We start from the raw sequence: 22,563 nt of genomic DNA on the forward strand, positions 1-22,563 counted from the left end.
TCAGGCCACCGCCCGCCACATGGCGCACAGCGGGTCGGCTTCGCCGGCCGGCTGGCACAGTTGCACGGCCGCCAGTTGCGGCACGTCGCAGCGGCCCGGGGCATGCAGGTACACCCGTGGCAGGTGCTCGCCGTACAGCTCACAGGTACGCTCGATCAGTGCTTGCAAGGCCTGGTCGCTGTCAGCGCAGCCTTGTGCCAGCACTTGCTGCCAGGCACCGCCGGCGGCCAGCAGCAATACACTGCGGCGCGGCTCGGCCAGCACGAACAGGAAGTCACCCTGCTCCAGCTGTGACCAGCAGCGGTTGTAGGCAGCCATCAGGTATGGTTGCACCGAGCGCAGGCTCAGGCGGCTTTCCTGGCCCAGTGCCTGCAGCCGCCGCAGCAAGGCTTCGGGCAGCGCCGTGGCGATGCGGGCGGCACCGGCAGGCTCCGGTGACAGCACGATGCGCCAGTCGTCCAACGGCTGCCCGTAGAGGTTTTCGAAGCAAGCGCGGGCATAGGCGTCCAGCTCGCGAGGGTGGCCGATGGCGTCACTCCAGGGCACCAGGCAGAAACGGCTGTAGCGGGCGGACAGCAGCACCCGCAACTGGGCACCCCGCACCGCATGCTCGGCCAGCAGCGCGGCCAACCCGTCGACGGCAGCATCCCAGGCCGGTTGGGTGGCGTCGCTGCTGAACGCGCGGCTGCCCAGCCATTGGTGGTGGTTCTTGTGCCAGCGACCCAGGCCGACACCCTCGGCGCCCAATACGGCGCAGTAACGGTCAGATGAATGTGACACGGTTGATCTCCTCAAGGGTGGTGCGGCCATCGCGGACCAGGTCCAGGGCCGAGGCCCGCAGCAGGCGCAGGCCGCGCTGACAGGCAAGCGTCTTGATCTGCGCCAGCGGGCGGCGCTCCACGATCATTTGTCGCAGGTCATCATCCAGGTGCAGCAGTTCGGCAATCGCACTGCGGCCGCGGTAACCACTGCCACGGCAATGGCCGCAGCCCTTGACGCGGACGAACGTCCAGCCGGCCACCCCCTCGCGGGTCAGGCCTGAGCCATACAGGGTGTCGTCATCGTGTTCACAGGGCGTGGCGCAGTGCGGGCAGGCCAGGCGAATCAGGCGCTGGGCCAGCACCGCGTTGAGCGCGGAAACGAAGCTGTAGGGGTCGACCTGCATCTGGCTGAAGCGGCCAATCACGTCGAACACGTTGTTGGCGTGGATGGTGGTGAACACCAGGTGGCCAGTGAGCGCAGATTGCACGGCAATCTGGGCGGTGTCAGGGTCACGGATTTCGCCGACCAGGATCTTGTCCGGGTCGTGACGCAGGATCGAGCGCAGGCCGCGGGCGAAGGTCAGGCCCTTCTTCTCGTTGACCGGGATCTGCAGGACGCCGGGCAGTTGATACTCGACCGGGTCCTCGATGGTGATGATCTTGTCCATGCCATGGTTGATCTCGCTGATCATGGCGTACAGGGTGGTGGTCTTGCCGCTGCCTGTAGGGCCGGTGACCAGGATCATGCCGTAGGGTTCTGCCGCCAACCGACGCAGGGCGCGCAAGGTCTCGTCGGCAAAGCCCAAGGCTTGCAGTTGCACGCCGCTGACCCGGTCGGACAAGTCCTGCTTGTCGAGCACCCGCAGCACCGCATCTTCACCGAAGATGCTAGGCATGATCGACACCCGGAAGTCGATTTGCCGGTCGCCCACGGCCACCTTGAAGCGGCCGTCCTGGGGCACGCGTTTTTCGCCGATGTCCAGCTCGGCCATGACCTTGATACGTGAGATCACCTGGTCGGCGAAGGCGCTGCCACTGGCCTTGCCTGCACCGTTGAGCACGCCGTCGATGCGGTACTTGATGGTCAGGCCCTGGCCGGTCATGCCCAGGTGGATGTCGCTGGCGTGCAGCTTGAGGGCGTCGTACAGGGTGGAGTTGACCAGCTTGACCACGCGGCTCTGATCTTCGCTGATACTGGCCAGCGACAGGCGTTGCAGCGGGTCGCTTTCGCTGCTGGCTTCAGCGTCGTGGTCAAGGGCATCGACAGCGTGGAAGCTTTCTTCATGACGGGCCAGGAAGGTGGCCAGGTCGGCGGCGTGGGCCAGGTAAAGCGGCGCGCCTTGCAGTACGTCGTCGATCCAGGCCAGGCGAGCGGGATCGAAGGGGTCGGCGAACACGCCCAGCAACTGGCCGCCCTCTTCGATCAGCACACATTCGCGCTTGAGGCACTGGGCCAAGGCCACCTTGTCGAAGCGTGGGGTGCTGGCCAGCAGGCTGTGGCTGTCGAGTACCGGATAATGCAGGGTCAGGCCCAGGCGCCGGGTGAAGGTGTCGGGGGTGTCGCAGGCCAGGCGTTCCAGGCAGTCGAGCAGGCGCTCGTCAGTGGCTTGCAAACGGGCCTGGGCCAGCAGTTCGCGGGGGTAGGCGGAAATTTTTGCTGGGTTCTTCGCGGGCATGCCCGCTCCCACAGGTACATCACAGGTCTGTGGGCTGCATACATCCTGTGGGAGCGGGCATGCCCGCGAAGACATCGGTGCAGGCTTTGCAGATTCCGGGGTTGCATCGAATGCTTCTGGCATGGCCTGCGACTCCGCTCAGGGGCGCGTCGCAGGCTGGCTCGGCCAGGGGTGCGGGCGCCGCTATTCCCCTGTGAGCAGTTGATCGTCGTCGGGCTCCGGTGGCTTGGCGCCATTACGGCGGCGGTCGGCCAGCACCCAGCTTCCATCGTACAACTGCAGGGGGAACGATTCGTTCCTGTTCTGGCGTCGTTCGACGAACCCTTCGGCCGGATTGTCCGTAGCCCTGCGCCGGCGCTCGATGCCCAGCAGGTCGAAGATCGCACGCGCCAGTTCCACCAGTGGGAACGGCTTGAACAGGACGTGACTCACACCGAGTTCGGCGGCCCGCTCACGCACCTCGACGGTGGGGTGGGCGGTGATCAGCACGAAGTGGCATTGCCTGTTCTTGCGTACAGCCTCCAGCACCTGAAAACCTTCCATGTCGGGCAGGCGGTAATCCAGCACAACTACTTGCGGTGCCAGGCTTTCAGCCTGTTCGATACCACTGGCACCGTCGTGGGCAACATGAACTTCCAGGCCTTGCGCCTGCAGATACGCTTGCAGGTTCTGCGCAAGAGTCTGTTCGTCATCGACTACCAATACTCTGTTCACCAAGGTCGACTCCCAAATACTGCCCGGTTCCCCGGTCTGCGAAGTACGCCCTTGTAAAGACTTGAGCAGGCTTCGTGCCAGGCGTGAATAGTCATGTTGCACCACTGTAAGCCACTGATTTTACTAGGGTGCCGGCCAGTAACCGACATACGCTGAGCAGGCGCACCCCACCCGTTCCCCACAAGCGGGGAAAATGATGGCATATTGCCAAACCTTAATTCCCCAGCATTGGGGCAAGCGCCATCAACGGGCTCAGTCGGCGATTTCCACTTTAGCGGACTCGCGCAAACGTTGGCGCACGGATTGGCGCGCCTGCGCCTCCCGCTGACCGATGAGCGTTGCCCTGGCCAAGGCCAGGCCTTGCTCGCGTATGACCGATGGATTATCACTTTGGTTCTGCGCTCCTTGCAGCCTCTCCTGATTGGCATCATAAAATGCCTCCACTTCGCCCTGGCTCGGCGCGTCGACTGCGCTGAGCAGGGCGTACACTTGCTGTGCCGCCATCTCATGCCGGGTGTATTCAGTGTACTGCGCCCTGTCGAAGCCCGCCTCTGCCAGCCGCCTTTCGAATAGCGCCGGGCTGCCAAATGCCGCTTCGATCTCGCCAACCTGCGCCGACACTTGTTCATCGCTGACAGCAATGCCTTGGCGTTGCGCTTCCTGCCACAACAGCTCCTTGTCGATCAGCTCGTCCAACGCCTGGTCACGCAGGCGTTTATACAGGCCTGGGTTGCGGATGCTGGTCACCGCCCGCCCCTGGGCGTCCAGGTACTCGCTGAAGTAGCGTTCCAGGCGCATCAACCCGATCTCGACACCATTGACCCGCGCCGCCGGCACATCGGCCCAGCTCGCCCTGGTCAGCACCAGCAACAGGCACAACCACAGGATACGCATGACAACCTCCGCTCAAGGGCTGACCGGCACTGGCCGGTAGGGGCTGACCGAAGTAAAGCGCGGCCCGGGCAGGGCCACCGCCACCACATGGGCACCTGCCATGCCCTGGCGGCGACCAGGGCCAAAGCCCAGTGCCGGGGTCAGGCCGGTGGGCACATCGTGCAGGCCTTCGAGCGCAGCGATCAGTTGCTCGCGGCTGGCATCACGACCAATCTGCTTCAGCGCTTCGCTCAGCAGGCGCAACGCGCACAGCGTATTGACCTGCAACGACGCCTGACGCGGGTCCAGGCCCTGGCGCTGCTGAAGCCCGGCGAGCGCAGCCAGGCCTTGCTCGGTCCAGTCCTCAGGCACGTAGGGGTAGGCCAGAAACAGCCGCTGCGACCACTGCGCCGGCAATCGCGCCACAGCGCCGGCTACCTGACTGGAGGCGGCGAACAGGTAGGGCTCGCGGCCGGCCTCCTGCAACGCCGCCGCCAACTCGGCAAAGGCCTGGGCGCGGCCAAGAAAGACGATGCCCTGCCCGTCCACGGCCTGGCCGTCGAAAGCCAGGATAGCGGGTGGCGCCCAGCCCTGCTGTCGTAAGCGCTCGCGTACCTGCTCGGCCAAGGCTGCGTGTTCGTTACCGGCAAACACTACACGTAACTCATCCGGTGCCAGGCCCAGCGCTCCACGGGCATGCTCCGCCAGGCTCAGCAACTGCTCGGGCAAGCCGGGTAGCGGGTCGAAGATCTGTTCGCTGCCGCCGCTGCGTGGGGTGCTGCCGACCATCGGCACGTTCTGTGGCGCCAACAAGGTCGTCAGGCGCAGGTCCAGCATGGGCGCCAATGGCGCGATCAGGGCGAACACCCGCTTTTGCTCGAGCAACTGTTGCAGGGCGCGTTCGGCATTGACCGGGTCGGAACCTGGGTCTAGTACGACCAGTTCCAGGCGCCGCCCGTGAATGCCGCCTTGCTGATTGAGTTGATCCACGCCGTCTTCCAGCACGGCACGCACTACCTGCCCGGCTTCGGCCAGCGGACCGCTCGCGGGCAGCAGGGTGCCAAGGCGCAGCACGCCCTCCTCCACACCAGGGTCGCGTTCTTGGGCCAGGCGTTTGAGATAGGCGGTGAGGTTGCGCTGGTCGGCCAAGGTCAGTTCGAAGCGTGGCATGGCCGGGTCCAGGCGATTGCCAGCCGGGTCAATACCCTGCTGGATGGCCCGCGCCAGGCTGCTGTCGGTATAGGCCGGGTAGCGACGGCCGTTGGCCTCGCGCAGGCCCTGGCCGAGTGCCAGGCGTTGCCAGTCGAGGCCGGGGGGGCGCACACCGCCTTCGGCACGGCCACGGCCATCGTTGCCGTGGCAACTGGCGCAGGGCAGCACGCTGGCGGGGACTGTGATGTCGCTGGCGCCCACCCGGGCTTGCAATTGAGCATCGCTACTGGAAACGCCCTCGCGGTAAAGGCGTTTGCCGGCTTGTTCGTGGTCGGTCAGGTTCAGGGCCAAGGCTGAGGTCGAAGATGCCATGCCAAGCGCGCATGTGAGCCAAATCGCAAGCCCTGTGGGAGCGGCCTTGCGTCGCGAAAGGGCTGCGCAGCAGCCCCGGCAGTGGCAGCTCAAGCGCAGAAAGAGGGGAGCGCTGCGCGCTCCTTTCGCGACGCAAGGCCGCTCCCACAACAGCTGATGCCACAGACGCCAATTCCCCAGGCGGCCCATGATACTCACCGACCTGCCAGTGGCTGGGTCAGCAGCTGCATGCGCTGGGCAATCGCCGCTGGCGGTGCATCCGGGCGAATCTTGCTCCAGCGTTTACCTGCAACATCACCGGCAATCAGCTGCGTCGAATGCTGCTCGGGACTCGGCAGGAACTGCCCTATACGGCCAAGCACCAAGTCGACGTTGGCCTTGTCGCCGGTCAGGAACAACCAGTTCGGCCCCTCCACCCCCTGCTTGGCGGCGAACGCCTTCAGCACCTCGGGGGTGTCGTTCAGCGGGTCACTGCTGATCGACACGAAGGTCACCTGGCCGGCCAGCGCTGGCCCCATGGCCTCACGCACCTCGCGCAGCTTGCGGGTAATCAGCGGGCAGGCATCGGTGCAGTGGGTGAAGATCACGTTGAGCATCACCACCTTGTCCTTGAGCACGTCACTGTAAAAGCGCAGCTCGCGGCCATTCTGGTCCTTCAACACGGTGTCGGTGAACCACGTCTTGGCGTCGCGGGTACCGCCACCACTGGCCATCGCCTGCGGTGCCGGCTGCGGCTCCGGGGGTTGCGGCGCATGGCCTTCGTGGGCGAACGCCACCGACGTGAGGATCCACAGGCAGCTACCCAGCACCAGCCAGTCGAAAGCACGCATGCCAGCGCGGTGGGCGGTTGCAGTGCTCATGGTTGCACCTCGTGATGGTCGGCGATGGCGGTGCTCTTGGCATGTACCCGGCGCGCACTGAGGCGGTTGATCTCTTCGATCAAGACAGCCGGGTCGGTGAAGCCGTAGTAACGCGTCCAGTGCCCGCTACGCCCGTCACCCACCAGTATCAGCGGTGGGTGCTGGCTAAGGTCGGCGTTGAAGCTGCCCAGCCCCTTCAGGGTTTCGGTGATGGCGTACGGGGTACCAGTCAACCAGCTCCAGCCCGGCCCCTTCTGGAATGCCTTGGCATAATGTTGCAGGCGCTTGGCGTCGTCACGCTGGGGGTCGACACTGATCGACACCATGCGGACCTCCTCGCCTACCCGGCCACCCAGTTGCTGCTGGACCTTGCCCATGATCGACGACACCACCGGGCATACCGTGGTGCAACTGGTGTAAATGAAGCCCATGACCACCAGATGGTCATCCACCAGGTCTTTCTCCAGGCGTACCGGCATGCCGTCCTGGTTCAGCAGCGAAACATCGGCAAAGCGCACGCTGGTCTTTTCCTGATGCGCCGCCGGCGGTTGTCCGGCGTGACCGTCATGGTCGTGACCGGCGTGGGCCATTACCAGGTTGCTGGCAAATGCCAGACTCAGGGCCAACAGTGTGCAAGCATGCTTGGCGTTCATCGCACATTCCTCACGTCAGTCTGGGAAGCATTGGTTGCAGCAGCCGGCAGAACGCGCAGGCTGGTGTAGTTTTCTTCGGCAAACTTGCGCCCCAACGAGGGCGACTGCACATGCAGGTACCAGGCACCGGCCTCAGGCAAGTTCAGCGCCGCCTGGTAGACCCCCTCGCCCACCTCTTGCAGCTGCAGGTTGCGCGGCATCGACGATGGCGCCAGGAAGTAGCGCAGGCTCAGGTCGTTCAGGCCCAGGCGCGGCTGCCCGTCGTCACCGACAATCCGCACTCGCGCAGTGAAGTCGCTGTGCTGCGGCAGCGGCTGGTCGAGGCCGATGAACTCGGCACGCGCGCCTTTGGGTTTGCTGGCATTGGCCCCTGCGGCCACCTCGGTGCTGAAGCAATGAATGATTTGCGGCTGGTTGAGCAGGAAGGCAACGTCGAACTTGCCGGCAGCGGGCAGCTTCACCGTCGAGCCATACACCCCAGGTGCCACTTCGCGCAGGCTGCGGTCAACGACGAGGGCGGCGCGGGCCTGGTGGCCGCGGTTGTTGTAGCCGGACATCGGCGCATTCATGCCTTCGGTGTAGAAGTAGGTGTTGTTGTCCACCGGGTTGACCACGAACACCGAATTGTCATCACGCGATACCGACAGCCCTTGAGCCAGTGGCAGGTCACCGGCCTGGCGCGGCGCTGCCGGGCCGGCCTCGAAGCTTTGCACGATTGGCGAGCGCCCCTCTCCCAGGCTGGCCAGATTGATCATGCTCACTCTCGGTGAGGCCAGGCCCCGCACATAGGCATAGCCTTTGGTGAACGTCAGCTGGTACGGTTCGGCCGCCACCGGAACGTGGTGGATCAGTTTGTCGGTACTGGCGTCTATGACCAGGGCCTGGTTCTCCAACGTATTGAGCACGATGCCGTAGCGGCCATCCTGACTGAAGCGCATCGGCCCCAGGCCTTGCTCGGCCTGGACCGTGTGGCGCAACTGGTGGCTGCGGGCATCGAACACCCTTACGCTGCCCTCCTCGCCATCGACCACGTACACGGCCTGGGACAGCGCCGAATAGCTGACCGACAGCGGGTGCGGGCCCACCTTGATGGTCTTGGCCAGGCGCATTTCCGGGATGCCGATGACGCTCAGGGTGCCGTTGTCGCGATTGCTGACGTAGGCGTAGCGCGAGTCGGCGCTGAAGGCGATTTCGTGGTGCCCGGTTCCGGTGTTGAAGTGTTTCAGGACGCTGCGCCCCGGCACGTCGATCACTGTTACCCCGCCTTTGGCCGGGTCGCTGCTGTTGTTGCCGACCCACAGCCGAAGCTGGTCCGGCTGCAGGGCCACGCGCAGCGGCTGGTCACCGGCATCCAGGTCGGCCACGCGGGTGAAGGTCTCGGTATCGATCACCGAAACCTTGCCCCGCTCTGGTATCGACACGAAAACCTGCTTGTCATCGCTGATGGCCGCCCAGTCCATGGGCCGGCCTGGCAGCTCGATGCGGGCCATGGTGCTGGTCACGCCGCCCACCGACACCGTCGGGTCGATCACGGTGAGGCTGGCGTCATTGTTCAACATCAGCAAGAAGTAGCTGTTCAGGTCGAGCAGCGGCCGGGCCCCGATGCTGCTCTTGAGAAACAGCGCCACACGCGCCTTGCAGCTCTGCTCGCGGTCCCCCGCCGGGGCCGACTGCACCGGGTCGATCCAGGCTCCCGGGGCCATGCCCGACAGCGGTTGACCACTGGTCTGGTCGCTGAGCTTGAAGCGGATGTTGGCGAAATCGCCCTCCTTCAGTTCCCCTCCGGCCAATGGCCGGGCCTCGAACTCCACGGTTACGCCGTCCCGGCTGAGCCGGTGCAAGGCCTGCGGATTGGCCCGTTCCTGCAACAGCTCGCGCGGGTCGCACCATAGCTTTTCGTACGCCACGCCCAGGCCGATCAGCGCTACCCCCAACACTACCCCCAGGTAAGCAGGGCGAGTCTTTTTGTTCATGCTCGCGTTCCCCTTCCGTCACTGCGCCGGGGCCGTTGCCGGCGGCGCTTCGTTGGTCACCCGCAAGATCCCCCACAGCCCCGAGAGGTTGCCGTAGGCGGCGTAGTCGCGGAACAGGTAGTCACCCGCCACCGCGTTGGCACCGCCGGCACTCGGCAGCATGAAGCTGAAGTGCGCCGCTGGCAGTACGCTTTCCTGCGCGCCGATGTACATGGCCATCGGGTTGTAGCCAAAGCGCACCGAACCGATACCGGGCATGCTCATCGGGTAACCGTCCGCATCGCTCTTCTCGGCCTGGTAGTTGTGCAGTGGCCATACGTGCCCGTCCAGTTGGTAGACCATGCCGCGGCTGCCACCACTGGGCATCACGATATGGTTGCGCACCGGTTGCCCAGGCTTGGCGTACAGCACCGGGGTTTGCGGGTCGCCACCGACCAGGGCGTTGGCGTAGGCCATGTGGGCGTTGGGTACATCACCAAAGCCCAGGCCATTGGCGCGGCCGAATGGCGAGTCGGGCGCCATGCCGAAGCGCAGCCACAACGGTTCGGTCTTGTAGTTGACCGCCATGTTGCCGTTGTCTTGCGGGTCACCGGCAGCGCCGTTGCCTTCGACATTGATACCTTCTACCGGACGACCGTCGGCCCAGCGCATGTTCAGTGCGCGCTGCCACACTGTGACGAAGTCGCGGTAGTCCGGCTGGCCACTGACCTTCACCGTGGCCTGGGTACGGGTCGCAGTATCCTCGGTCCAGGTGGCGGTTTGCGGCAGGATGCTCATGGCACCCACCAGACCTTTCTGCGGCTGTTTGATGAAGTCTGACGGGGTCAGGTTGAGGCCACCGAACTCGATAGGCGTGGTCTTGATGTTGTCCACTGTGCGGCCCAATTGCGACACCGGTTTGCCTTCACGCTCCAGGTGGCCGGCGTAGTACTGATACTCCTTGGTCGGGTAAGCGCCGCTGGTGCCGGCACGCGGTGGCACGGTCTGCACCGGGTTCAGGCCAACGTTGGCACCGTCGGACTTGGTGATGTCGTAGGCCAGCAGTTGCGCATGCAGGCCCACGTGGCTGGACGGCCGCATCAGGTTGTTGGCAAAGGCGGTGGAGCCTTCGCTGTCGAAGCGGTCACGTTTGACCACGTTGTGCATTACTGCAGTGCTCGACAGGTCTGGCATCACCAGTGGCAAGCGGTTCTCCAGGGTGATACTGATGCAGTCGCCGGCATTGGCGCGCAGTACCAGGGGCTCTACCGGGACACCCGGCTTGAGCTTACCGGTGGTGGTATCGAGGTCAGCCTTGCGCACGTACAGGATCGCAGTCGGGTCATGCAGCGGCGCACTGTGGCCACCGATGGTGAAGGTCGCCCCATCTTCAGGGTCTACCCCACTGACCAGCGGGATGGCGGTTTTGCGGCTGTTGAACACCAGGGTGCCACCGTCGGCCTTGAGCGCGCCGCCGACATGCTGGCCGATGCCCGCCGGGTCATTGATGCTGACGCCGTTACGGTTTTCGAGGATGTCGTTGGCCAGCGCAGCGACGATCTCGTAGTTGCGCTTGACCGTAGTGCGGGTGCCAATGCCGTTGGGGTTGGCCGTGGTTTTCGGGCAGATGCCGTTAAAGTTCACGGTGTTGCGCATGGCCACCGGCTGCGGGTTGTTGGGCAGCGGGAACAGGTCGGCACGCTGCGCGGTGTAGTTGCGCATGATGCCCCAGATACCGTTCCAGTAGCCTTCCAGGGCGGCGTCCAGCGAGTACAGGTAGTCGCCGTTGGTGGCTGCCGAACTGGAGATCATCGACACCGGCGCCATGAAGCCCAGCTGCTCGGAGATGCCGATCATTTGCGACGACTTCCAGCCCGAGTTGGAGCTGCTACCGAAGCCAGAACCGTTCTGCAGCCATTTCACGCCGTGCAGGGTGACGTTGTGCTCCTCTTCGTGGCCTCCGGCGTGCATGCGCAGGCGCACGTTGTCACCGGAGTAGGTACGCAGCAACGGGGTGAACGGGTCGCCCGGCTCGGCGCCAGCCGTGTTGATATGTGGCGGGAACAGCGTGGTGCCGCCGGTGGGGCCGACCGCTGAGGTGATCGCCGATGGCGACAGGTTCATCGCCGGGATAGCGCGGTCGGTACGGGTTTGCAGGGCATAGCTGAGGTCGCCGGCCAGGCCGTCGGCCTGCATGCCACGCTTGCCGTCCGGGCCAACCTTGTTCGGGTCATACACGCGCAGGGCCAGGGGCTCGTTACGGTAGTTGACGACGAACATCCCCGGGTCATCCACCGAGATCGCCTGCGGGCATGGCCGGCTTGGGCAGCCAGGGTTGATCCCACCACGTTCCTCGACGATGGCCTCAAGCAGGCTCGACGCCTTGCCACGCACGGGCGGGTTGATGGCGTAGCGGAAGCTGTCGGCGGTGGCCGGGTACGACTGGGCATTGGGAATGCCGTCCGGCCCGGCACCAACGTACACGCCGGCTTCATAGGCATGCTGGAAGTCGCTGTACTCCAGGAAGAACTCGCGGTAGCTGTCGTTCTTGCCGTCGCCATCGTGGTCGCCGGTCTGGATCACCGCCTGCCACGAGGTCGGGCCGCCGTCCTGGCGCGTGGCCGGGTTGTACAGCTGCTCGCCGGTTTCGGCGTGGTACCAGGTGGAGCCGGCCGGTTCGGCCAGCACGGTGGCATACAGGCCCACTTGCTGGTGGGTCGATGGGCCAAGGTGGTCATGGGTGAAGATGGTGCCCAGGCCACGGTCGACGTTATGCACGTTCACCAGCGGGTCGGCGAACCAGCGCTGCATGGCTGTACGTGCGCCCAGCCAGTCGGCGCGGCCAAAGCGGCCGAAGTACGGGTGCTGCCTGGCTTTCGGGCAGGCAGCGGTGCCATCGCGGCTATCCCCTTCGGTGCAACCGTTGTAAGTGCGAATGGCATGCACACGCTCGACCACGCTACCGGGCGAAAGAATGCCGTCTTCGTAGTTCCAGCCGTTGGCCGAGCCGTCGGCGGCGGTCAGGTCCCATTTGGGCAGGTGGATGTGCTGGCCGATCACGTCGGTCGGGGTGCGCACCTGGTAATCGTCCATCTCATAGATGTTTGGGATCAGGTTGGTGTGCTGGTACATCGCGCAGTCGAAGGTGTTCATGCGCATCACCAGCGGCTCTGGCGGGCGCTGCTTGGTAATGACCGGCCAGGCGTCCTCCCACAGGGCGATGATGCGTGCCTGCGGGAAGTGGTAGCCCACTTTGTTGTACACCGCGTCGAACTGGATATTGGCCCCTTTGTAGATGCGTGGGCGGTCGGCAGTGAAGGCCGAGGCGCCACGGAAGTTCACACCCGTCAGGCTCTCTCCACTGTTGAACTCACCGACCCCGGAGGACTGCGTCAGGCGTTTTCCACGGTCATCCATGCAGGGCTCGTAGTACGGCGCACCCGCAGTCGGCAAGGCGCCGTTGGTGCGGAACGCCTTGGCCACTGGCTGGTTACCGGGGATCAGTGCATAGCTGGGGTGTTCACCCATGGCGTGGAACTGCATGGCTGCCTGCTCGACATCGGTGCCCTCTTCAGGCAGGTAGATGGGCTTGGCCTTGTGCACGACCTTGGTGAAGTCCAGTTTGGTGGTGGTGGTATCCGCTACACCACCGGCGGACACACCGTCCAGTGCATGGCGGCCAAGGCCGCCGTCCCAGCCATCGACCTGGTTCGCATCCAGGTTGGCCCACAGGGCTTTACCGCTGTCTTTCAGTTGCCGGGCCAGGGCCGGGTCGAGCATGTCCAGGGGCGGGGTTGGCGGGCGATTGCCGACGCTGCTTTCCATACCGCCGATCCAGAACGGGTAGCCTGGGTTTTTCAACGTGCCGTCGGCGTTGCGGTTGGCCTCGGTGCGGTCGACCAGCGCCAGCGAGCCCACGGCCTTGCGCACGGGCGCCTCACTGGCGTAGTCGTCATCATCCTCGTCTTCGTGGTCATCATCGTTGGCGGCAACCAACGCCTCGGAGAGCTTGGGCACGACCACGACTTTGCCGGGCATGGGCGCCATTGCCTTGCCGGGCAACGGCACGATGGCCGGAATAGGCGTACCGGCAATGATCTCGCCATCGGGCAGGGCCCGGGCGCCAACGGCCGGCTTACCGCTGCGCAGGGCGAACGGGGTACTGTGGAAGCCATTCTCGCCCTGCCCGCTTACCTCCAGGCGCGTGCCTTCTTCGAACACGTCATGTACCCGCCACATGGCCCACATGCCCTGGGCGAAGTGCGGGTAGAAGTGACAGTGGTATATGGCATCACCGGCAACACGGTTGCGGTTGCCCGATCCACCGTTGGCGATTTCGTAGGTGTAGCCGACGCCAGCGCCGATGCCTTGGGCATCGATGTAGTCGGAGTTGTCGTCATTGGGGTTGAACAGCCACTGGTGGCCGTGCAAGTGGAAGATGTGCTGCTCGTGCCCGTTGTGGGTGTTGCGGAACTTGGTGAAGTCACCGATATAGCTGTGGTGCACGTTGGCAGGCTCTGAGGGGTAAAGGGCCATGCTGGCCTTGACCCCGACGGCACTGGCCGGCGGCACTTCGCCCGGGCGGATGTGTTCCAGGCCGACGTTTGCCGGTACATCCACCAGGGTGCCGATATCGCCAACCGTGTGGGCGCTGAGGAAGAACTCTTCATAGGCGCACGACAGGCAATCGTGCATCGGGCCCACCCCCAAGCGGTTGGCCACCACTTCGGCGCCCATGCCACCAGAACCGTAATTGATCATGAACGAATCGCGCGTAGGCTCCAGCACATGGCCCATCACCGGGTCGGCCCAGTAGCCAGGGAAGGCTTGGGTACCGGCAACCTCGTCGGCGAACTGCGAGGCGAAATCACGGAACGCCTCCAGTCGGTTGGGCAGCGCCGGGTTGCGTTTGCCCGTGCTTTCCAGCGGGTAAGTAGAGCTGGGGAAGCTGCCGTCGGGGTTGGGCCCCATGACGATGGCATCGGTCTCGCTGCTGATGATCTCGTTGCCGTTGACCATGGCAATGATCGGCTTGCCGGCCTTGCCTTCGGCGATCCACGGCTCGACCTGCGGATAACGGGCTTCGTAGTCGATCACGGGCTGGCCGGTGGCGGTTCGACCGGTGGTGGCCAGGCGCATTTCTTCTTCAGTGAGGGTATTGCGGTAGGTACGGCCCAGTTTGGGCACCACTACCACCTGGCCGAACAGGCCATTGGAAACGTTGCCCGCCGTGCCCTCGCCGCCGAATGTAGCGGCTTTGCTGGTGGCGGCAAAGGCGCCTTCGCGCTCGGCATACAAGGTGTAGCTGCGGGTGCTGCCGGGGCTGACGAAGAAGTTGCCGTTGCGCCCGGTATAGGCGGAAATATCGGCAATGCTGTTCACCGCCTGCATGCCGTTGACCTGGAAGCCGACCATGCGCTCGGCCACCTGCTCGTCGGCGACAAAGCCTTCGCCGCCTTCGTTTTCAACCTCCGGCCCCTCTTCCTCACCCTCGGGCTCTTCGGCCTCGATGCCGTGCTTGTTGGGGTTCGCCTTGTAATCCAGCAGGTTGGTCAAGTTGACCGTGAGGCAGTCACCGGCCGCCACGCGCAGCACGATAGGCCGCGGGCGCTTGTCCGGGCGCAGGGTGACCTTGCCCGGCACGGCGGCCCCGCCCATGCTCAGCGGGACGAGCTTGTCGTCCACCACATCCTCGCGCAGGGCAAACATCATGCCGTTGGCGTTCTGCGCGCCTAGGCGGTTGAACATCAGTGGCTGATCCAGTGCCACCACGTTGGCGACCAGGGTGCGCTGGCACTGCACAGCCGCCTCGCTGGTTGCTTCCCAGCCAAGCAAGGCCAGTACGAGTGATGACACGATGGGGCCTTTGAGCGGCGTCGACATGCTGCACCTCCGGGACACAGGATCTCTGTGGGGAGCTGGAGCAAGGTGTGTGCCAGAAGAAAAATTTCATATCCGTCAGCAACTTGCGATGTCAACCGAATCAGGTTGGGGAGGATCCCCCAGCGGGTTCCCCCGAATCGGGGGGCGAAATCCCGTGAGGGTAAAGGCTACGCCACAGGCGCGCGCTGGCCTCGCACAAGGTAAAAACGCACGGTACCCTTGCACAATTGTCGATTGTACAAGGCAAATTCGCATGCCAGGATCCAGCGATCCTCCAGCGAACTCCAGACTTCACTTGGAAAATCAATAACAAAGCAGGGAGAACGCAATGACTGCGCACGCTCATACCCCGGCAGCAACCGACCACGTACTGGCCGAGGTCCGCAACCAGATCGGCCACCTGACCCTGAACCGCCCGGCCGGTCTCAATGCCCTGACCCTGGACATGGTGCGCAGCCTGCGTCAGCACCTGGATCAGTGGGCCGACAACCCGCACGTGCACGCCGTGGTCCTGCGCGGCGAAGGCCCCAAGGGGTTCTGTGCCGGTGGCGACATCCGCTCGTTGTACGACAGCTTCAAGGCCGGCGACACGCTGCATGAAACCTTTTTCGTCGAAGAGTACGCCCTCGACCTGGTCATCCACCGCTACCGCAAGCCAATACTGGTGGTGATGGACGGCTTCACCCTCGGTGGCGGCATGGGCCTGGCCCAGGGCTGCGACCTGCGCGTGGTCACCGAGCGCAGCCGGCTGGGCATGCCCGAGGTCGGCATCGGCTACTTCCCGGACGTAGGCGGTAGCTACTTCCTCTCGCGCATCCCCGGCGAGCTGGGCATCTACCTGGGTGTCAGCGGTGCCCAGATTCAGGCGGCCGACGCCTTGTATTGCGGCCTGGCCGACTGGTACCTGGCCAGCGACCAGCTCGCCGCCCTCGACCAGGGCCTCGACCAGCTCGACTTCAGCGACCACCCGCTGAAGGACCTGCAAAACCTGCTGGCCAGGCTCGGTACCCAGGTACTGGACGATGCGCCACTGGAAAAGTTGCGCCCGGTCATCGACCACTTTTTCGCCCTGCCCGACCTGCCAGCCATCGTCGAGCAACTGCGTGCGGTGAGCCTTGGCGACAGCCACGCCTGGGCGGTGGCCACCGCCGATCAGCTGGAAACACGCTCGCCTCTGGCCATGGCGGTTACGCTGGAGATGCTGCGCCGAGGGCGCGAGCTGGGCATTGACGACTGCTTTGCCATGGAACTGCACCTGGACCGCCAGTGGTTCCAGCACGGCGACATCATCGAAGGCGTGCGTGCCCTGATCATCGACAAGGACAAGCAGCCCCGCTGGAACCCGCCGACCCTGGCCGCGCTGCAAAGCCAGCGGGTCGAACAATTCTTCGAAGGCCTGTGAGCCCGGGAGTACACAGATGCAAGACCTCGAACTGAGCGAAGAACAGATCATGATCCGCGACATGGCCCGGGACTTTGCCCGTGGCGAGATCGCACCCCATGCCCAGGCCTGGGAAAAGGCCGGCTGGATCGATGATGGCGTGGTGCGCAAGATGGGCGAACTGGGCCTGTTGGGCATGGTGGTGCCAGAGGACTTCGGCGGCAGCTACACCGACTATGTCGCCTATGCCCTGGCCGTGGAAGAGATCGCCGCCGGCTGCGGCGCCACCGGGGCGATGATGAGCATCCACAACTCGGTAGGTTGCGGCCCGCTGCTGGCCTACGGCACCGCCGAACAGCAACAGCAGTGGCTGCCACGCCTGGCCAGCGGCGAGGTGATTGGCTGCTTCTGCCTGACCGAACCACAGGCTGGCTCCGAGGCGCACAACCTGCGCACCCGCGCCGAACTGGTGGATGGCCAGTGGGTCATCAACGGTGCCAAGCAGTTCGTCAGCAATGCCCGCCGTGCCGGCCTGGCGATCGTCTTCGCAGTGACCGACCCGGAGCTGGGCAAGAAAGGCCTGTCGGCGTTCCTGGTGCCCACCGACAACCCTGGGTTCAAGGTTGACCGCAGCGAACACAAGATGGGCATCCGCGCCTCCGACACCTGCGCGGTCACTTTCGACAACTGCCGCATTCCTGCCGCCAATATCCTCGGTGAGCGTGGCAAGGGCCTGGCCATTGCCCTGTCCAACCTCGAAGGCGGCCGTATCGGCATTGCCGCCCAGGCCTTGGGCATCGCCCGCGCTGCATTCGAAGCGGCGCTGGTCTACTCACGTGAGCGCATACAGTTTGGCAAGCCGATCAATGAACACCAGAGCATCGCCAACCTGCTGGCCGACATGCAGGTGCAGGTGAACGCCGCACGTTTGCTGATCCTGCATGCCGCCCGCCTGCGCAGCGCCGGCAAGCCGTGCCTGTCGGAAGCGTCACAGGCCAAGCTGTTCGCTTCGGAAATGGCCGAGCGGGTGTGCTCGATGGCAATCCAGGTGCATGGTGGGTATGGTTATCTGGAAGATTACCCGGTGGAGCGCTATTACCGGGATGCGCGGATTACCCAGATCTATGAAGGGTCGAGCGAGATCCAGCGGATGCTGATTGCGCGGGAATTGAAGCACTATCCGCTGTAACGCAAAGGCAGCGCGGTTTTTTGGGGGAGCGGGCGACGCGGTGGATGGCACCGGCTTTGCCGGTGTTCGCGGGCGCGCCCGCTCCCACCGGGATGTATCAGCGGCAAACTTCTCGCCTCAGCGCCAATACCGCGTATCATCCACCACCCTGGCATGCCCCTCGAACAGCGCCGGCAGTTGCTCCTTGAGGTAATCGATCCAGGTGCGCACCTTGGCGTCCAGGTAATGGCGTGACGGATACATCGCATACAGCGCACTTTCCCGCAGCCGATACGGTGCCAGCAACCGGCACAAGCGCCCCTGCCCGATCGCCTGGCTGGCGGTATAGAACGGCAGCAGGCCTATGCCCATGCCCAGCTCGCTGGCCACCAGCATGGCGTCGGCGACGTTGGTAGAGAAACTGTCGTTTGGCGCGATCACGCACTGGTCAACCCCTTGCGGGAACACCCAGTCACCTTCGTACATCGGGTAAGCCATGCGCAGGCAGCGATGGCCGTGCAAGTCTTCGGGGCGCTCCGGTACACCGTGGGTATCCAGGTAACCGGGGGCCGCGCAGGGGATGCTGAAAATGTTGCCCAGTGGCACAGCGATCAGTTGCGAATCCGGTAGCGCACCGTCCACGGTGATCACCACGTCATGCCCTTCTGCCAGTGGGTCGGGGTTGCGCTGCGACAGCGTCAGCTCGATCACCACTTCCGGGTAAAGCATGTTGTAGCCGGCCACCAGCGGCATCAGCAACAGCCCCATGCCGTGTGGGCAGTGCAAACGCAGATGGCCGCGAGGCGTGAGGTGCGCCCCTCGCGCTTCGCCCACGGCTTCTTCGGTCAGCAGCATGATCTGCCGCGCACGCTCCAGAAACCGCTCACCCGCCTCGCTCATGCGCAAGCGCCGGGTGGTGCGGTGCAGCAGGCGGGTCTGCAACTGGTTCTCCAACTCGGCAACGATGCGCGAAACCTGCGCTGCAGAAATATCCAGAGCATTGGCAGCTGCAGCGAAGCTGCCACATTCCACCACCCGGGTGAAGGTACGCATGGCATGCAGCATGTCCATGAAGGGGTGCTCCTTATTGTTGCGTCAAAAGCAGGAATCTATCACGGTTTAGCCCATTTATTGTGGATGACCAATGAATAGATCATTAGCCATCCATTAAAAAAGGAGCCTGTCATGAAACGCTCGATCGCTGTCCTTGCCATTGCCGCTGCCTTCGCCTCGTTCGGTGCTTTTGCCGATGCCGGCAACAACCAGCCAGTCAGCAGCCAATATGAATACGGCATGCCGCTGGACGTGGCCAAGGTCATCTCCATCACCCCGGCCAGTAACGCCGCCGACTGCCAGGTGGGCACCGCACACATGGTGTACGTCGACCATCAGGGCCAGAAGCGCGAAATCGACTACCGGGAAATGGGCAACTGCTCGCAGCAGTGAATCAGGCCAGCACCTGGGTGATCCAGCCCACCTGCTGATTGAAATCGTCGATCTTCGCCTGAGGCACCGCATCGCGGGCCCGCTGGAAATTGGCCAGGGTCTGCTGCTTCTGCCGCAGCATGCGCCGCCACTTGACCACAAACGCCTCGCTTTTCTCCTGCATCAACACGGGGCCGAAGTACAGTTGTTCAGCGCTATACACCCCCCTGCCCGGCTCGGCGACGATGATCTCGTAATCGAAGCGGTTTTCCCGTAACAGCTCTTCGCTGACGATCTGGTAACCATTGCCCGCCAGCCACTGGCGCAGTTCGCGCTCACCGCCATTAGGCTGCAGTACCAGGCGCGTGACGCCGCCAAGGCGCTGCTTGCCGGCCTCGAGGATCTCGCACATGGTGTCGCCGCCCATGCCGCAGATGCTCACCACCGAGATACGGTCTTGCGGCTCGACCGCTGCCAGCCCATCGGCCAGGCGCACGGTGACCCGCTCTTGCAGGCCATTTTTGCGCACATTGCGCTGGGCCGAGGCGAACGGCGTCTGTGCCACCTCACCCGCTACAGCGGCCTCGAGCACGCCACGCAGCATCAAGGCCACCGGCAGGTAGCCGTGGTCCGAGCCAATGTCGGCCAAGCGCGCGCCCTGCGGTACATGGGCGGCCACGCGCTCCAGGCGCCTGGACAAAGTCTGTTCGTTCAACGTAAACCCCTGGTTTTGCAATCGGCCGCGATTCTGACGGCGAACGCCGCGCATTTCAAACGCCGAGGCACCCTCGACCGGGCCGGTGCGCTCGCGTAGGCTTGCCGTTTTCCTTCCGTTGCAAGGCAAACACACCATGGCAAATGCAGACATCATCTACACCCCGGACCCGGACGCCGAGTCGATTTCCTCGGACGTTGCCGAGTACAACGGCGTACTGGTCACCACGCAAATCCCGACCCACGCCGACGGCAGCCTGGAACTGGGCGGCATCGTCGAGCAGAGCGAATGCACCCTGCAGGCGCTGAAAGTGGCCCTGGAAAAGGCCGGCAGCGGTATGGACCGCGTGCTGCACCTGACCATCTACCTGACCGACATGGCCGACCGCGCGGCGTTCAACGAAGTGTACCAGCGCTTCTTCAGCAAGCCCTGGCCGGTGCGTGCGGCGGTGGGCGTGGCTTCGCTGGCATTTGAAGGCATGCGTGTGGAAGTGACGGCGATGGCTGCCAAGCGCTGAGCTGCGCTTGTCGGGGTGCGCAGCGCCCCCGACATCGTTGACTGACCGCAAAATCGCCGGGGCCGCTCTGCGGCCCGTTCGCGACCCAAAGCCGCTCCCACAGTTGCGCGTACTCCCAGCCGATCCCGCACCTCCCGGCACCCCAATGATGCCGCCAGCCCGTTTCACCGCTACAATGCCCGCCTAAACCGTGACAGCCCGAAAATATAACGACATGTCCCTTCCAAAGAATCACCTGGAACTGCTCAGCCCTGCCCGTGACGTGGCCATCGCCCGTGAAGCGATCCTGCACGGCGCTGACGCCATCTATATCGGCGGCCCGAGCTTTGGCGCGCGCCATAACGCCTGCAACGAAGTCAGCGATATCGCCGAACTGGTCGAGTTCGCCCATCGCTACCATGCACGCGTGTTCACCACCATCAACACCATCCTCCACGACAACGAGCTGGAACCGGCGCGCAAGCTGATTCACCAGCTGTACGATGCCGGCGTTGACGCGCTGATCGTGCAGGACCTCGGGGTGATGGAGCTGGACATCCCACCGATCGAGCTGCATGCCAGCACCCAGACCGACATCCGCACTCTGGAGCGGGCCAAGTTCCTCGACCAGGCCGGGTTCTCGCAACTGGTACTGGCGCGTGAGCTGAACCTGCAGCAAATCCGCGCCATCGCCGCCGAAACCGATGCTGCCATCGAGTTCTTCATCCACGGCGCACTGTGCGTGGCGTTCTCCGGCCAATGCAACATTTCCCATGCGCAGACCGGCCGCAGCGCCAACCGCGGTGATTGCTCGCAAGCCTGCCGCCTGCCCTACACGCTGAAAGATGACCAGGGCCGCGTGGTTGCGTTCGAGAAACACTTGCTGTCGATGAAGGACAACAACCAGACTGCCAACCTGGCTGACCTGGTCGATGCCGGCGTGCGCTCGTTCAAGATCGAGGGCCGCTACAAGGACATGGGCTATGTGAAGAACATCACCGCCCATTACCGCAAAGAGCTCGATGCCATCCTTGAAGACCGCCCTCAGTACGCCCGCGCGTCCAGCGGCCGTACCCAACACTTCTTCCTGCCCGACCCGGATAAAACCTTCCACCGCGGCAGCACCGACTACTTCGTGACCGACCGTAAGGTCGATATCGGCGCCTTCGACTCGCCAACCTTCACCGGCCTGCCGGTGGGTGTAGTGGAAAAGGTCGGCAAGCGTGACATGCACGTGGTTACCGACGTACCGCTGACCAACGGCGACGGCCTCAATGTGCTGGTCAAGCGCGAAGTGGTGGGCTTCCGCGCCAACATCGCCGAACCGCGGGGCGAATTCGAAGAAGACGGCCACAAGCGCTACCGCTATCGCGTCGAACCCAACGAAATGCCCGAAGGCCTGCACAAGCTGCGGCCCAACCACCCGCTGTCGCGCAATCTCGACCACAATTGGCAACAGGCCCTGCAACGCACCTCCTCCGAACGCCGGGTCGGCGTGGAGTGGCACGCGCTCCTGCGCGAGCAGCGCTTGATGCTGACCCTGAGCAGTGAAGAAGGCGTGAGTGTGCAGGTGGCCCTGGACGGCCCGTTCGGCGTAGCCAACAAGCCGCAGCAGGCACTGGAGCAGCTGCACGACCTGCTCGGCCAGCTGGGCACCACCCTGTACCACGCCGACCACATCGAACTGGATGCCCCACAGGCGTACTTCATTCCCAACTCGCAGCTCAAGGCCCTGCGCCGCGAAGCCATCGAGGCGCTGACTGCAGCGCGTGTGCAGGCGCATCCGCGTGGCGGGCGCAAGGCCGAGAGCACACCACCGCCGGTGTACCCCGAGTCGCACCTGTCATTCCTGGCCAACGTATACAACCAGAAGGCCCGCGACTTCTACCACCGCCACGGCGTGCAACTGATCGATGCGGCCTATGAAGCCCACGAAGAACACGGCGAAGTGCCGGTGATGATCACCAAGCACTGCCTGCGCTTCTCCTTCAACCTGTGCCCCAAGCAGGCCAAGGGCGTGACCGGCGTGCGCACCAAGGTGGCACCGATGCAGCTGATTCAGGGTGACGAAGTGCTGACCCTGAAGTTCGACTGCAAGCCGTGCGAGATGCATGTGATCGGCAAGATGAAGAGCCACATCATCGACCTGCCGACCCCGGGCAGCGCGGTGGCCCAGGTGGTGGGGCATATCAGCCCGGAAGACTTGCTCAAGACCATCCCGCGCGGACCGCACTGAGTTCGCCAGGCAGGGCCTCTTCGCCGCTAAACCGATGTATGTCCACCCCCGGTGTAGGAGCGGGTTTACCCGCGAATACGGTAGCCGCGACAATGGTGAACGGCGGGTGGACATTGGCCAGCAGGCACGGCCCTTTCGCGGGTGAACCCGCTCCTACACAGGCCCTGTAGGAGCGGGTTTACCCGCGAATACGGTAGCTGCGACAATGGTGAACGGCGGGTGGAAACTGGCTAGCAGGCCCGGCCC

Annotated in this window: 16 protein-coding genes; 5 read left to right on the top strand and 11 right to left on the bottom strand. The window is 64.2% G+C overall.

The annotated features are described in order from the left end of the window. The 9 genes from ACF8GF_RS03965 to mnxG form a co-directional block, all read right to left on the bottom strand. A complete protein-coding gene (locus tag ACF8GF_RS03965; RefSeq protein ID WP_176683362.1) occupies positions 1-780 on the bottom strand; it encodes a hypothetical protein in 780 nt (259 codons plus the stop codon). After that, positions 764-2,437, bottom strand: a complete 1,674-nt coding sequence (locus tag ACF8GF_RS03970) for a GspE/PulE family protein (RefSeq protein WP_176683361.1) — start codon at positions 2,435-2,437, stop codon at positions 764-766. Before ACF8GF_RS03970 ends, ACF8GF_RS03965 begins: the two co-directional genes overlap by 17 nt. A 183-nt stretch (positions 2,438-2,620) precedes the next feature. Continuing rightward, entirely contained in the window at positions 2,621-3,154 is a 534-nt protein-coding gene (locus tag ACF8GF_RS03975; protein WP_176683360.1) for a response regulator, read from the bottom strand. A gap of 249 nt (positions 3,155-3,403) precedes the next feature. Continuing rightward, positions 3,404-4,045 (bottom strand): SurA N-terminal domain-containing protein, encoded by a 642-nt coding sequence (locus ACF8GF_RS03980; protein ID WP_176683359.1) that lies wholly within the window; start codon positions 4,043-4,045, stop codon positions 3,404-3,406. Between the two features lie 12 nt (positions 4,046-4,057). Further along, on the bottom strand, positions 4,058-5,548 hold the full coding sequence (locus ACF8GF_RS03985; protein ID WP_256122339.1) for an ABC transporter substrate-binding protein: 1,491 nt from the start codon (positions 5,546-5,548) through the stop codon (positions 4,058-4,060). 194 nt (positions 5,549-5,742) lie between these two features. After that, on the bottom strand, positions 5,743-6,408 hold the full coding sequence (locus ACF8GF_RS03990) for an SCO family protein (RefSeq protein ID WP_176683357.1): 666 nt from the start codon (positions 6,406-6,408) through the stop codon (positions 5,743-5,745). Then, the gene (locus ACF8GF_RS03995; protein WP_176683356.1) at positions 6,405-7,061 is read right to left on the bottom strand and encodes an SCO family protein; all 657 of its coding nucleotides are present in this window, start codon (positions 7,059-7,061) and stop codon (positions 6,405-6,407) included. The genes ACF8GF_RS03990 and ACF8GF_RS03995 overlap by 4 nt, the downstream gene beginning before the upstream one ends. After that, on the bottom strand, positions 7,058-9,034 hold the full coding sequence (locus ACF8GF_RS04000) for a cytochrome D1 domain-containing protein (protein ID WP_176683355.1): 1,977 nt from the start codon (positions 9,032-9,034) through the stop codon (positions 7,058-7,060). Before ACF8GF_RS04000 ends, ACF8GF_RS03995 begins: the two co-directional genes overlap by 4 nt. Positions 9,035-9,052: 18 nt before the next feature. Continuing rightward, entirely contained in the window at positions 9,053-14,896 is a 5,844-nt protein-coding gene (gene mnxG, locus ACF8GF_RS04005) for a manganese-oxidizing multicopper oxidase MnxG (protein ID WP_392487700.1), read from the bottom strand. 328 nt (positions 14,897-15,224) lie between these two features. On the opposite strand from mnxG, the gene ACF8GF_RS04010 reads away from it, so the two are divergent. Both ACF8GF_RS04010 and ACF8GF_RS04015 read left to right on the top strand, forming a co-directional pair. Beyond that, positions 15,225-16,298, top strand: coding sequence for an enoyl-CoA hydratase/isomerase family protein (locus ACF8GF_RS04010; protein ID WP_176683353.1), 1,074 nt, complete (start codon positions 15,225-15,227; stop codon positions 16,296-16,298). A 16-nt stretch (positions 16,299-16,314) separates the two neighbouring features. Then, positions 16,315-17,466 carry an acyl-CoA dehydrogenase family protein gene (locus tag ACF8GF_RS04015; RefSeq protein WP_176683352.1) on the top strand — a complete coding sequence of 384 codons (1,152 nt, stop codon included), beginning with the start codon at positions 16,315-16,317 and terminating at the stop codon, positions 17,464-17,466. 117 nt (positions 17,467-17,583) lie between these two features. Here the strand turns inward: ACF8GF_RS04015 and ACF8GF_RS04020 are convergent, their stop codons facing one another. After that, positions 17,584-18,516, bottom strand: a complete 933-nt coding sequence (locus ACF8GF_RS04020; protein ID WP_339533515.1) for a LysR family transcriptional regulator — start codon at positions 18,514-18,516, stop codon at positions 17,584-17,586. 114 nt (positions 18,517-18,630) lie between these two features. On the opposite strand from ACF8GF_RS04020, the gene ACF8GF_RS04025 reads away from it, so the two are divergent. Further along, positions 18,631-18,891: a DUF2790 domain-containing protein gene (locus ACF8GF_RS04025; RefSeq protein WP_003247932.1), complete on the top strand. Its 261-nt coding sequence runs from the start codon at positions 18,631-18,633 to the stop codon at positions 18,889-18,891. A gap of 1 nt (position 18,892) precedes the next feature. On the opposite strand, the gene ACF8GF_RS04030 is transcribed toward ACF8GF_RS04025, so the two are convergent. Continuing rightward, positions 18,893-19,585 (bottom strand): tRNA (adenine(22)-N(1))-methyltransferase TrmK, encoded by a 693-nt coding sequence (locus tag ACF8GF_RS04030; RefSeq protein WP_339443877.1) that lies wholly within the window; start codon positions 19,583-19,585, stop codon positions 18,893-18,895. 136 nt (positions 19,586-19,721) lie between these two features. Here ACF8GF_RS04030 and ACF8GF_RS04035 point away from each other — a divergent pair, with 136 nt between their 5' ends. Then, positions 19,722-20,102 carry a RidA family protein gene (locus ACF8GF_RS04035; RefSeq protein ID WP_003247927.1) on the top strand — a complete coding sequence of 127 codons (381 nt, stop codon included), beginning with the start codon at positions 19,722-19,724 and terminating at the stop codon, positions 20,100-20,102. A gap of 214 nt (positions 20,103-20,316) precedes the next feature. Then, positions 20,317-22,317: a U32 family peptidase gene (locus ACF8GF_RS04040; protein ID WP_392487701.1), complete on the top strand. Its 2,001-nt coding sequence runs from the start codon at positions 20,317-20,319 to the stop codon at positions 22,315-22,317. Positions 22,318-22,563: the final 246 nt, after the last annotated feature.

The sequence above is a fragment of the Pseudomonas sp. yb_5 genome (genome assembly GCF_043103865.1).
GTDB lineage: Bacteria > Pseudomonadota > Gammaproteobacteria > Pseudomonadales > Pseudomonadaceae > Aquipseudomonas > Aquipseudomonas putida_Y.